Below are 11,807 nucleotides of genomic sequence, written 5' to 3'. Positions count from 1 at the left end.
AAATGGAAGCGGATTTTGTGATCGTGGGCGCAGGCTCTGCCGGCTGCGCCATGGCGTACCGGTTGAGCGAAGCCGGGGCGAGCGTTCTGGTGATCGAATATGGTGGGTCCGATGCCGGGCCGTTCATCCAGATGCCGGCGGCGCTGAGCTACCCGATGAACATGGGGCTTTACGACTGGGGCTACCAGTCCGAACCGGAACCGCATCTGGGCAATCGCCGCCTGGTCTGCCCGCGCGGCAAGGTGATCGGCGGATCGTCCAGCATCAACGGGATGGTCTATGTCCGCGGTCATGCCTGCGATTTCGACCATTGGCGCGACAGCGGCGCCGAGGGCTGGGGCTATGCCGACGTGCTGCCCTACTACAAGCGGATGGAAAGCTGGCACGACAGCGGTCATGGTGGCGATGCCGCGTGGCGCGGGACAGACGGGCCGCTGCATGTCACCCGCGGCCCGCGCCGCAACAAGCTCTACCATGCCTTCGTCGAGGCGGGGAAACAGGCCGGGTACGAGCTGACCGATGATTACAACGGCGAGAAGCAGGAAGGCTTCGGCCCAATGGAACAGACCGTGTGGAAAGGACGGCGCTGGTCGGCGGCGAATGCTTACCTGAAACCGGCGCTACGGCGGGACAATTGCGACCTCGTGCGCGGGCTGGCGCGCCGGGTGGTGATCGAAAACGGCCGCGCCGTCGGGGTGGAAATCGACCGTGGCGGCAAGACGCAGGTCATCCGCGCCCGGCGCGAGGTGGTGATCGCCGCCTCCTCGATCAATTCGCCGAAGCTGCTGATGCTGTCGGGGATCGGCCCGGCGCGGCAGCTTGCCGAACATGGCATCGACGTGGTGGCGGACCGGCCCGGCGTCGGCGCCAACCTGCAGGATCACCTTGAGGTCTATTTCCAGATGGCCGCCAGCCAGCCGATCACGCTCTATCGCTACTGGACCCTGTTCTGGAAGGGCGTGATCGGGGCGCAATGGCTGTTCACCAAGACCGGGCTGGGCGCGTCGAACCAGTTCGAAAGCGCCGCCTTCATCCGGTCGCGCGCGGGCGTCAAATACCCCGATATCCAGTATCACTTCCTGCCCCTCGCGGTGCGCTACGATGGCAAGGCGGCGTCGGAAGGCCACGGGTTCCAGGCCCATGTCGGTCCGATGCGCAGCGAGTCGCGGGGGTCTGTCACCCTGCGCAGCGCCGATCCCAAGGACGCCCCGGTGATCCGCTTCAACTACATGAGCGAGGACAGCGACTGGCGCGATTTCCGCGCCTGCATCCGGCTGACCCGTGAAATCTTCGGGCAGGAAGCGTTCAGGCCCTATGTCCGCAACCCGATCCAGCCCGCCGCCGAACTGCAAAGCGACGACGAGATCGACGGCTTCATCCGCGAACACGCCGAAAGTGCCTATCACCCCTGCGGCACCTGCCGGATGGGTGCCGCGGACGACCCGATGGCGGTGGTCGATCCGCAAGCGCGGGTGACCGGCGTCGCGGGCTTGCGGGTGGCGGACAGTTCGATTTTCCCGCGCATCACCAATGGCAATCTGAACGCGCCCTCGATCATGGTTGGAGAAAAGGTCAGCGATCACCTGCTGGGGCGCGGCATGCTGCCCCCGGCCAATGAAACCCCGTGGGTGCATCCGAACTGGCAGACGCAGCAGCGCTGAGACAGGCCGCAACGCTACGGAATCGTTGCCCTGTCGGCGTGCCTCTTCGTAGGCTTGCCGGAAAGGGAGGGGAGTCCATGCAATTTCCAGATAACCTTGCGGCCTGGCACGATCAGGTCCGGGAAGACATCATCGACCCGGATCGTGAAATCACCGATCCGCATCACCATCTCTGGGCCGACCGTCTGGGCAGCACTTACGAACTGGACGAGCTCTGGGGCGATACCCAGGCGGGGCACAAGGTCACGCGCACCGTCTTCATCGAATGCGGTTCCGGCTATGATCGCGGATCGTCCAAACCCTTCGCGCCGGTGGGCGAAACCCGCTATGTCGCCGCCATCGCCGCCGAGGCCGCGAAATATCCCGGCAAGGCGCAGATCGCGGGGATCGTGGCCCATGCCAACCTGCGGCTTGATCCTGAGGTCCTGAACCAGGTGCTCGATGCGCATGAGGCGGCCTCGGATCGCTTCCGCGGAATCCGCCATGCCGGTGCCTGGGACGAGGAACGCAAGGGCTTCATGTTTCAGGGCCAGCCGGTGCCGCATCTTTACGTCGATCCGGATTTCCAGCGCGGGGTGCGGCTGCTTGGCGAACGCGGACTGACCTACGATACCTGGCATTTCCATCCGCAGAACGGTGAATTCCTCGATCTTGCCAGGGCCTGCCCGCAAACCACGCTGGTTCTCAACCATTTCGGCACCCCGATCGGCACGCACCGTTTCGCCGGCAAGCGCGAAGACCGCTTTGCCGAATGGCAGGATGAGATGGCCGCGATCGCCCGCTGCCCCAACGTGGTGGCCAAGCTGGGCGGACTGGCCATGCCGGTGAACGGGTTCGGCTGGGACGGGCGCGACATGCCGCCGACGTCGGATGAACTGGTCGAGGCGCAGGCACATTATTATCACCACATGATCGACGTCTTCGGCCCCGAACGGGCGATGTTCGAAAGCAACTTCCCGGTGGACAAGCTGTCGGTCGGTTATGTCACCTATTGGAACGCGATGAAGAAGATCGCGGCGCGCTATGACGAAGCCGCGCAGCAGGCGCTTTTCGCGGGCACGGCGAACCGGATTTACCGGCTTTAGGGGTGGGGGCGGAAAATCACCGGAAAACCGACATCTCTGCTGTTCTATTGATCCGTGTCAAAGTTGCCGCGCTGCAGCGCGTCTAGGCTCATCATGACAGAATCAAAGGAGACCGCGCGATGTCGAATACCCCTCACGAACTTCACGATGAATTCCCCGAATTCGTCGAAAAAATCCACGCCCTCAAGGTCAGCGACAACCACTTCGCCAAGCTGGCCGAGGATTACCACGAACTGAATCGCAAGGTGCACCGGGCCGAGACCAATGTCGAACCGCGTGAGGAACTGGCCGAGGTCGACCTGCGCAAGCGGCGCTCGGCCCTGAAGGACGAGATTTACGCCTATCTGAAGGAAAACGCGTAAACACCGAAATGCCCTGGGCGGGCAGGGGCTAAACAGCCCGCCGCGCCCGGGGCTCAAGAGGTGCGGTACGAGTGATTTCCCTCGGGGGAGGGCGGCGGCGCAGGCTGCCGCCCTTTTTCATGCCTGCCGCTCATTCCACCTTGTAGGGCAGCAGGTCACGTTCGTTGGTGTCGATGGTCAGCCGCCGTTCCAGCGGCGGCACCGACCGCTGATGGCATTCGGTGCGTTCGCAGATGCGGCAGGAAATGCCGATCGGTTCGTAGGCCAGCGGATTGTTCAGGTCCAGGTCGTCGGCATAGACCAGTTCGGCAGCATGGCGCACCTCGCAGCCCAGCGAAATTGCGAACCGGCGCACCGGCGCGCCGAACGACCCGCCGGATTTCGACACGTCGCGGGCAAGGCTGATGTAACGCACCCCGTCGGGCGTTTCGGCCAGCTGACGCAGGAACCGGCCCGGGCTTTCGAACGCCCGGTGCACGTTCCACAGCGGGCAGGCGCCGCCGAAGCGGGCGAATTGCAGCCGGGTCGCCGAATGGCGCTTGGTGATGGTGCCAGCCTGATCGACGCGGACGAAAAAGAACGGGATGCCCTTGGCGCCGGGGCGCTGCAGCGTCGACAGCCGGTGCGCCACCTGTTCGATCGAGGCGCCGAAGCGGTGCGACAGCAGTTCCAGATCGTGCCGGGTGTCCTGCGCCGCCGACAGGAAGGCGCCATAGGGCATCAGCGCGGCGCCCGCGAAGTAATTGGCCAACCCGATCTTGGCGATGGTGCGGGCCTCGTCCGACTGGAACTTGGCCAAATCGAGCGTCGCCTCCAGCAGCTTGTCCTGGCTCATCAGGGCGATCTGCAGCAACAGCTGGAAGGTCTGGGTTTCCGGCGCCATCCGCGACGACAGCATCAGGGTGCGGGTTTCGGGGTCGAAACTGCGCAGCTTTGCCTTGTCGTTGAAATTGATCGTCAGCCCGGCGGATTTCAGCGTTTTCAGCGCATGCAGCCGAATGCCACCCGGCCCGGCCCGATCGGCGAAATGTTCCGCCGCGCGGTCCACCGCGTCGATGTAGTTGTCGCAATAATGGAAGAAATCGCGCACTTCTTCCCAGGGGGAAGGTTGGGTGCGGCTGTCTTCGCGGCCCAGGGCTTCGTCCAGCGAAGCCAGCCGTTCATGGGTCTGCCGGTAGGCCCGGTGCAGGTCCAGGAACGCCCGCGCCAGCGCCGGCGCGTTCGACGCGGTCAGCCGCAGGTCGGCCAAGGGCGGCATGTTGTCGGCGAAGACCGGGTCGGCGATCGCTTCGCGCATGTCGCTGACCAACCGTTCGCTGTCGCCGGTCGACAGCTCGGTCACGTCGAAACCGAATTCCTGCGCCAGCGCCAGAACGACCGTGGTCGATACCGGGCGGTTGTTGTTTTCCATCTGGTTCAGATAGGGCAGCGACACGCCCAGCTTGGTGGCGAATTCCTTCTGCGTCAGGCCCAGCCGCAGCCGGGTTTCGCGCAGCTTTGCGCCGGCATAGAGTTTTTGAGTAGCCATGATGCGGACCGGATGGGTTTACAGGTTTGCGATTCCTGAATCGTAAGTTTGCAAATCCGCGGGCGCAAGGGGTCAGATTCCCACCAGCCGTTCGCGCCGGATCACCAGGCTGATGCACAGGATCGATGCGATCGATGTCGTGGCCATCAGCCCGATCAGCGGAATCTCGGTCGATCCCGGCACCAGCAGCACCCCGGCAAGCGCCGACAATGCGGCGCCGCCGCCGATCATCATCGTGCCGCCCAGACCCGAAGCGGTGCCGGCCAGGTGTGGCCGCACCGACAGCATCCCTGAGGTGGCATTGGGGATCGTCATACCGTTTCCGAGGCCGACAAAGACCATGGTGCCGTAGAACAGCACCGGGTGATGGAACCCGGCCAGATTGATCAGCAGTGACGCGATCAGCCCGGCCGAGGTGATCATCGTGCCGCGCAAGACCATCGGGTTGATGCCGATACGGGCGGAAAACCGGCCGGAAACGAAATTACCGGCAAAATAACCCAATCCGGGCGCGGCGAAATAAAGGCCCAGTTTTTCCGGTGTCAGGTGGAACACCTCGGTGCCCACGAACGGCCCGCCGCCGAGATAGGCAAAGAACGCACCGGCATTCAGCGCCGCGGCCAGGCAATAGCCCCAGAACCGCGGTGAGGTCAGCAATTCGGGATATTCGCGGAACTGCTGACCGATCGTGTTGCCGCTTTTCTGCGCCGTTTCGCCAAGGTCCAGCCAAACCAGAACGAACAGCGTCATGCCGCAGCCCAGCAGCAGGACGAAGGACGCCTTCCAGCTGAACAGCGTTTCAAGGTAGCCGCCAAGCGCCGGGCCCAGCATCGGCACCAAGGACATGCCCATGGTGACATAGCCCATCATCGAGGCGGCCTTTTCCGCCGGGAACATGTCGCGCACCACCGCGCGCGACAGCACGATCGCCACCGCGATCACTGCCTGCAGCATGCGGAACACAAGGAACATGACGCCGCTGGTCGACAGCAGGCAGCCCAGCGTGGCGAGGCAGAACAGCCCCGTGCCCCACAGCACGATGGGGCGGCGGCCGTACTTGTCGGAAAGCGGGCCGACGAAAATCTGCAGCGACGCGTTGATCGCGAGATAGAGCGCCACCGAAAGCTGCATCACCGAGTATTCGACGTCGAAATACTCGGCCATGCCCGGAAGCGAGGGCAGAAAGATATTCATAGCCAGGGCAGACATGCCGGCCAGGAGAATCAGGGTCGCGATGTGTGGTGCTGTGCTACGGTCCAGGAACCGAACATTCGTCGTTCTCGTCATGGATGAAAGTTATGTGGCGATGACACCCAGTGTCCAGCGACGTCGATTTGTTTACGTAGCGTTAGTTTGCTGGTTTGCAATTAGCATTCGGTGTGCTGCCAAGTATTTGCAAATTTGCCGGATTTTGCTTTGAGACATGCCCCCGAATGCCTATACCTAGCCCAAATCATAAGAGGTCTGCCATGAAAGATATTCTCCAGGAATTGGAAGAACGCCGCGCAGCCGCCCGTCTGGGTGGCGGTCAGCGCCGTATCGACAGCCAGCACAAGAAGGGCAAACTGACCGCGCGCGAACGGATCGAGCTTCTGCTCGACGAGGACAGTTTCGAAGAATTCGACATGTTCAAGGCGCATCGCTGCACCGATTTTGGCATGGAGCAGGAAAAGCCCGCGGGCGACGGCGTGATCACTGGCTGGGGCACGATCAACGGCCGCATGGTCTATGTGTTCAGTCAGGACTTCACCGTCTTCGGCGGATCGCTGTCGGAAACCCATGCCGAAAAGATTTGCAAGATCATGGATATGGCGGTGCAAAACGGCGCCCCGGTGATCGGTCTGAACGATTCGGGCGGCGCCCGGATCCAGGAAGGGGTGGCCTCGCTCGCCGGTTACGCCGAAGTGTTCCAGCGCAACATCATGGCCTCGGGCGTGGTGCCGCAAATCTCCGTCATCATGGGGCCCTGCGCAGGCGGCGCGGTCTATTCCCCCGCGATGACCGATTTCATCTTCATGGTCAAAGACAGTTCCTACATGTTCGTCACTGGCCCCGACGTGGTGAAAACCGTGACCAACGAACAGGTCACGGCCGAGGAACTGGGCGGCGCATCGACCCATACCAAGAAATCCTCGGTCGCCGACGGCGCCTTTGAAAACGACGTCGAGGCGCTGGCCGAGGTTCGCCGGCTGGTCGATTTCCTGCCGCTGAACAACCGCGAAAAACCGCCCGTGCGCCCGTTCTTCGACGAACCTGGCCGGGTCGAGATCAGCCTCGACACGCTGATCCCGGAAAATCCCAACACGCCCTATGACATGAAGGAACTGATCCACAAGGTCGCGGACGAGGGCGATTTCTACGAGATCCAGGAAGATTTCGCCAAGAACATCATCACCGGTTTCATCCGGCTGGAAGGCCAGACCGTGGGCGTGGTGGCGAACCAGCCGATGGTGCTGGCAGGCTGCCTCGACATCGACTCGTCGCGCAAGGCGGCCCGCTTCGTGCGCTTCTGCGACGCGTTCGAAATCCCGATCCTGACCCTGGTCGACGTTCCGGGCTTCCTGCCGGGGACCTCCCAGGAATACGGCGGCGTCATCAAGCACGGCGCGAAGCTGCTGTTCGCCTATGGCGAAGCCACCGTGCCCAAGGTCACCGTGATCACCCGCAAGGCCTATGGCGGCGCCTATGACGTGATGGCGTCCAAGCACCTGCGCGGCGATTTCAACTATGCCTGGCCGACCGCCGAAATCGCGGTGATGGGCGCCAAGGGCGCGACCGAGATCATCCACCGCGCGGATCTGGGCGATGCCGACAAGATCGCGGCGCATACCAAGGATTACGAAGATCGTTTCGCCAATCCCTTCGTCGCCGCCGAACGCGGCTTCATCGACGAGGTGATCCAGCCGCATTCGACCCGTCGCCGCGTGTCCCGGGCCTTTGCTTCGCTTCGCAACAAGAAGCTCAGCAACCCGTGGAAGAAGCACGACAACATTCCGTTGTAAGGGCGTCGTGCTGCTGGTGTCCGCATATCCTGATGGCCAAGCCGCCATGCGCATTGCCCGGCGAAAGGCGCGTTCATGACGCGCCCAGCCTGGCATATCCTGCGCGAAGACGGGGCGCTGACGCTGGCCCGCCGTTTGCCCGCGCGCTTCGACTTCGGCGCCGAAGCGGCCTTTCCGCGCGTCGGGCGGTTGCGGCTGGCGCGGCAGATCCGGCAGGACATGTGGCGCGCGCTGCAATCGCTCAGGGGCTTTGCCCCGGTGGTCCGCGTCGAAATCACCGGTGACGGCGTGCAGGTGCGCGCGGGCGGACAGGTCGATGGCAATTTCCCCCGGCAACGGGCCAGCGACACGGTGGCGGCATTGCTGCAGGACCCGGCGCATCGCGCCCGCTGGATCGCCCATGCGGACGGGGGGCGCCATGGGTAAGCCGGTCACGAAATTCGCCGCGTATGGGGCAGCCCTGATCTGGGCCGGCGCGGCCACGGCGGTAGGACAAGAGGAGGCCCTGACCGCCGTGCCCTCAGGATTGCATCTGGAACCGCTGGACCAGTTCATCGAGGCCCGGCCCGACGGCACCGCCTGGGCGCGGTTCCGCTTTGTCGTGCCGGAACTGGCTGACGGGGTGGGGTTCGACCGGGTGGAGCCCGATTTCGCCCATCTGTGCGCCGAATATGCGCTGCCGCTGCTTGGGGAGGTGGAGGAAACCATTTCGCAGGTGGTGATCTCGATGTCGTCGCAGGCGCTGGAGTTCGGCACCTCTGCGCCCGATATCGTCCAGTATTTCGAAGCGTTCAGCATCGAAAACGACCGCTGCATCTGGGAGGCTTTCTGATGTCCCCGCACGCTGCCGCAAATTTCCCGCAGCGCCGCAGGAAGTCGGCGACATTCCGGCTGGGCCGGTCTATACCGGCGACCCCACATAACCGGCGCGCCGGTTTGGCGGCACGGGAACCGGCGATCCGGCCCGTTCCGGCCCGCCCGTGCGCCTGCAGACACGAATGGAGCGCATCATGCTGAAACATCGCGGCTTCCCGGGCCGGATGCCCGGCACCGATTATCAATTCACCATCCGCCGCGCCAACCCCAAGGGGGTGACGCCGCTGACCCGCCGCGAACGGTTTCGCGACCGTAAGTCGGTGGACCGGCAGGTCGATGCCACCTTCATGAAGGCGCTGTGGGAACATTTTGGCGATCAGCCTTTCGAGCGCGGCAACCTCGATGCCGGGCGGCTGAGCTGGCTGTTCGGCCGCGAGGTGATCGCGGCCGAGGATCCGTTCGATTCCGCCAGCTACGAGGCGCTGCTGGTCATCGACGAAGCGGCGGCGCGGGCATCGTTCCCCGAAGCGTTCGAGGAGTGATCGGCATGAAGTTGCACAACGCTATTCAAGTTGAGCGGGAACCGGCTGATTTTGCCGGCGTCCCGATTGACCGCTTGGCGTCGTGCAGCGGTTGCGCCACGCTGGTCCCCGCAGCGCCGTTTCCCGATGCGTGGGCCGGTGCTGATGTTCTGAACCATACCCCTTCCCCTTTTGGGCGGATCGGCCATGTCCCCGGCCGACCGTCCATTTTTTTGCGCCGGGGCATCGGCGGAAAAACGCTTAATAAGCAAGGATTTGCGCAAATTTCGCATTTTGCGAACCGCGACTTGGATTCATCGCGCGGCTTGGTCAGATTGCTGCCGAAAACAGCATCGAAGAAAGAAAGCCAACCGATATGCGAGCCAGAAACTGGATCCTTACCCTCATTGCCTGCGGCGGACTTGCAGCCTGCGGCGACACGTTCGAACAACAAGCGCTCTTCGGGGCAGGGACGGGTGCTGCGGGCGCGGCTGTCGTCAACGGCAATCTTCTCGGTGGCGCGCTTGTTGGCGCGGCGGCCAATGTCGCTTATTGCCGGCAATACCCATCGCGCTGCAACTAAGCGCGCATCCTCGGCTATCGCGCCGATCGAAATTTTACACCCCATCACGGCCGCGTGCCGTGGTGGGGTTTTTGTTGCCATTGCCCCGGGGTCGGTCCCCGGTGGCCAAGAACCGGAAGGGACGACACATGTTCAATAAGATCCTGATTGCGAACCGGGGCGAAATCGCCTGCCGGGTGATCAAGACCGCCCGCAAAATGGGTATCCAGACCGTCGCGATCTACTCGGATGCCGACAAGCAGGCGCTGCATGTCCAGATGGCGGACGAAGCGGTTCATATCGGCCCGCCGCCGGCGAACCAGTCCTATATCGTCATCGACAAGGTGATGGAGGCGATCCGCGCCACCGGCGCCAAGGCGGTGCATCCCGGTTACGGCTTCCTGTCGGAAAATTCCAAGTTCGCCGAGGCGCTGGCCGCCGAGGGCGTGGCCTTCGTCGGACCGCCGGTCGGCGCGATCGAGGCGATGGGCGACAAGATCACCTCGAAGAAGATCGCCCAGGAAGCGGGCGTTTCCACTGTTCCCGGCTACATGGGCCTGATCGAGGACGCCGACGAGGCGGTGAAGATTTCCAACGAAATCGGTTACCCGGTGATGATCAAGGCGTCCGCCGGGGGCGGCGGCAAGGGCATGCGCATCGCCTGGAACGACGAGGAAGCCCGCGAAGGATTCCAGAGCTCGAAGAACGAGGCGGCGTCGAGCTTCGGCGACGACCGTATCTTCATCGAGAAATTCGTGACCCAGCCGCGCCACATCGAGATTCAGGTCCTGTGCGACTCCCATGGCAACGGCATCTATCTGGGCGAACGCGAATGTTCGATCCAGCGCCGCAACCAGAAGGTCGTCGAAGAGGCCCCCAGCCCGTTCCTGGACGAAGCCACCCGCAAGGCGATGGGCGAACAGGCCGTGGCACTGGCGCAGGCGGTGGGCTATGCCAGCGCCGGTACGGTGGAATTCATCGTCGACGGCGAAAAGAACTTCTACTTCCTCGAAATGAACACCCGCCTGCAGGTGGAACACCCGGTGACGGAACTGATCACCGGTGTCGATCTGGTGGAACAGATGATCCGGGTCGCCGCCGGCGAAAAGCTGTCGATCAGCCAGGACGATGTGAAGCTGACCGGCTGGGCGATCGAAAACCGTCTCTATGCCGAAGATCCCTATCGCAACTTCCTGCCCTCGATCGGCCGTCTGACCCGTTACCGTCCGCCGGTGGAAATCGCTGCCGGGCCGCTGCAGATCAATGGCAAATGGCAGGGCCAGGCGCCTAACGGCGACCACGCGGTGCGCAACGATACCGGCGTCTATGAAGGCGGCGAAATCAGCATGTATTACGATCCGATGATCGCCAAGCTGTGCACCTGGGGCCCGACCCGGGCCGAGGCGATCGAGGCGATGCGCAACGCGCTGGACGGGTTCGAAGTGGAAGGCATCGGTCACAACCTGCCGTTCCTGTCGGCGGTGATGGATCACCCGAAATTCATTTCCGGCGACATGACCACCGCCTTCATCGCCGAGGAATATCCCGAAGGCTTCGAAGGTGTCGAACTGCCCAATGACACCCTGCGCCGGATCGCCGCCGCCGCTGCCGCCATGCATCGCGTCGCGGAAATCCGCCGGACCCGCGTGTCGGGCCGGATGGACAACCACGAACGCCGTGTCGGCACCGATTGGGTGGTGACGTTGCAGGGGCACGAATTCCCGGTTCACATCGACGCCGACCACGACGGATCGACGGTGAAATTCGACGACGGCAGCGCGCTGCGGGTGGCCAGCGACTGGACCCCGGGCGATCAGCTGGCCGAGATTTCGTTCGACGGTCACGAAGGGCTGGTGCTGAAGGTCGGCAAGATCTCCGGCGGATTCCGCATCCGGTCGCGCGGCGCCGACCTGAAGGTGCATGTGCGCACCCCGCGTCAGGCCGAACTGGCCAAGCTGATGCCGGAAAAACTGCCCCCAGACACCTCGAAACTGCTGCTGTGCCCGATGCCCGGCCTGATCGTGAAGATCGACGTGGCGGAAGGCGACGAGGTGCAGGAAGGCCAGGCGCTGTGCACCGTTGAGGCGATGAAGATGGAAAACATCCTGCGCGCCGAGAAGAAGGCGGTGGTCAAGAAGGTCAACGCAGGCCCCGGTGACAGCCTCGCCGTGGACGACGTGATCATCGAGTTCGAGTGATCGGATAATGGCCGTTCCGGATCATATCCTGCGCCCGGCCCGGCGGGGAGGGTGCGAAGCGCCCGCCCTGCG

11 protein-coding genes are annotated in these 11,807 nt (G+C 63.5%); 9 read left to right on the top strand and 2 right to left on the bottom strand.

Features of this window, described 5'->3' with window-relative positions; translation table 11 throughout:
* The first annotated feature begins 2 nt into the window (after nucleotides 1-2).
* The 3 genes from betA to IT775_RS15295 all read left to right on the top strand — a co-directional run bounded on the left by betA (nucleotide 3) and on the right by IT775_RS15295 (nucleotide 3,108).
* On the top strand, nucleotides 3-1,661 hold the full coding sequence (gene betA, locus IT775_RS15305) for a choline dehydrogenase (RefSeq protein WP_212702084.1): 1,659 nt from the start codon (nucleotides 3-5) through the stop codon (nucleotides 1,659-1,661).
* A 77-nt stretch (nucleotides 1,662-1,738) separates the two neighbouring features.
* Nucleotides 1,739-2,746, top strand: coding sequence for an amidohydrolase family protein (locus IT775_RS15300; protein ID WP_212702083.1), 1,008 nt, complete (start codon nucleotides 1,739-1,741; stop codon nucleotides 2,744-2,746).
* 119 nt (nucleotides 2,747-2,865) lie between these two features.
* Entirely contained in the window at nucleotides 2,866-3,108 is a 243-nt protein-coding gene (locus tag IT775_RS15295; RefSeq protein ID WP_212702082.1) for an HP1242/YdcH family protein, read from the top strand.
* 130 nt (nucleotides 3,109-3,238) lie between these two features.
* Here IT775_RS15295 and IT775_RS15290 read toward each other — a convergent pair whose 3' ends face one another.
* A complete protein-coding gene (locus tag IT775_RS15290; RefSeq protein ID WP_212702081.1) occupies nucleotides 3,239-4,636 on the bottom strand; it encodes a helix-turn-helix domain-containing protein in 1,398 nt (465 codons plus the stop codon).
* Between the two features lie 72 nt (nucleotides 4,637-4,708).
* Nucleotides 4,709-5,923, bottom strand: coding sequence for a multidrug effflux MFS transporter (locus IT775_RS15285; protein WP_212702079.1), 1,215 nt, complete (start codon nucleotides 5,921-5,923; stop codon nucleotides 4,709-4,711).
* A gap of 182 nt (nucleotides 5,924-6,105) precedes the next feature.
* Between IT775_RS15285 and IT775_RS15280 the strand changes: the two genes are divergently transcribed.
* The 6 genes from IT775_RS15280 (at nucleotide 6,106) to IT775_RS15255 (ending at nucleotide 11,735) form a co-directional block, all read left to right on the top strand.
* Complete coding sequence (locus IT775_RS15280) at nucleotides 6,106-7,638, top strand: acyl-CoA carboxylase subunit beta (protein WP_212702077.1); 1,533 nt, start codon at nucleotides 6,106-6,108, stop codon at nucleotides 7,636-7,638.
* Between the two features lie 75 nt (nucleotides 7,639-7,713).
* Nucleotides 7,714-8,064, top strand: a complete 351-nt coding sequence (locus IT775_RS15275) for a hypothetical protein (RefSeq protein WP_212702068.1) — start codon at nucleotides 7,714-7,716, stop codon at nucleotides 8,062-8,064.
* Entirely contained in the window at nucleotides 8,057-8,470 is a 414-nt protein-coding gene (locus tag IT775_RS15270) for a DUF6497 family protein (protein ID WP_212702059.1), read from the top strand. Before IT775_RS15275 ends, IT775_RS15270 begins: the two co-directional genes overlap by 8 nt.
* A gap of 178 nt (nucleotides 8,471-8,648) precedes the next feature.
* Nucleotides 8,649-8,996: a hypothetical protein gene (locus IT775_RS15265; protein ID WP_212702050.1), complete on the top strand. Its 348-nt coding sequence runs from the start codon at nucleotides 8,649-8,651 to the stop codon at nucleotides 8,994-8,996.
* A gap of 5 nt (nucleotides 8,997-9,001) precedes the next feature.
* Complete coding sequence (locus IT775_RS21665) at nucleotides 9,002-9,697, top strand: hypothetical protein (RefSeq protein WP_212702048.1); 696 nt, start codon at nucleotides 9,002-9,004, stop codon at nucleotides 9,695-9,697.
* Entirely contained in the window at nucleotides 9,687-11,735 is a 2,049-nt protein-coding gene (locus tag IT775_RS15255; RefSeq protein WP_212702046.1) for an acetyl-CoA carboxylase biotin carboxylase subunit, read from the top strand. Before IT775_RS21665 ends, IT775_RS15255 begins: the two co-directional genes overlap by 11 nt.
* Nucleotides 11,736-11,807 lie beyond the last annotated feature (72 nt).

The organism is Thalassovita aquimarina, assembly GCF_018219815.1.
Taxonomy (GTDB): domain Bacteria; phylum Pseudomonadota; class Alphaproteobacteria; order Rhodobacterales; family Rhodobacteraceae; genus Thalassobius; species Thalassobius aquimarinus.
This window is presented reverse-complemented; position numbering and strand designations above follow the sequence as displayed.

Bases quoted from the DNA above. Each gene is read 5' to 3' on its own strand.
- IT775_RS15255 (WP_212702046.1), top strand. From the start codon at position 9,687: ATGTTCAATAAGATCCTGATTGCGAACCGGGGCGAAATCGCCTGCCGG.
- IT775_RS15275 (WP_212702068.1), top strand. From the start codon at position 7,714: ATGACGCGCCCAGCCTGGCATATCCTGCGCGAAGACGGGGCGCTGACG.
- IT775_RS15295 (WP_212702082.1), top strand. From the start codon at position 2,866: ATGTCGAATACCCCTCACGAACTTCACGATGAATTCCCCGAATTCGTC.
- IT775_RS15290 (WP_212702081.1), bottom strand. From the start codon at position 4,636: ATGGCTACTCAAAAACTCTATGCCGGCGCAAAGCTGCGCGAAACCCGG.
- IT775_RS15285 (WP_212702079.1), bottom strand. From the start codon at position 5,923: ATGACGAGAACGACGAATGTTCGGTTCCTGGACCGTAGCACAGCACCA.
- IT775_RS15270 (WP_212702059.1), top strand. From the start codon at position 8,057: ATGGGTAAGCCGGTCACGAAATTCGCCGCGTATGGGGCAGCCCTGATC.
- IT775_RS15280 (WP_212702077.1), top strand. From the start codon at position 6,106: ATGAAAGATATTCTCCAGGAATTGGAAGAACGCCGCGCAGCCGCCCGT.
- IT775_RS15265 (WP_212702050.1), top strand. From the start codon at position 8,649: ATGCTGAAACATCGCGGCTTCCCGGGCCGGATGCCCGGCACCGATTAT.
- IT775_RS21665 (WP_212702048.1), top strand. From the start codon at position 9,002: ATGAAGTTGCACAACGCTATTCAAGTTGAGCGGGAACCGGCTGATTTT.
- IT775_RS15300 (WP_212702083.1), top strand. From the start codon at position 1,739: ATGCAATTTCCAGATAACCTTGCGGCCTGGCACGATCAGGTCCGGGAA.
- betA (WP_212702084.1), top strand. From the start codon at position 3: ATGGAAGCGGATTTTGTGATCGTGGGCGCAGGCTCTGCCGGCTGCGCC.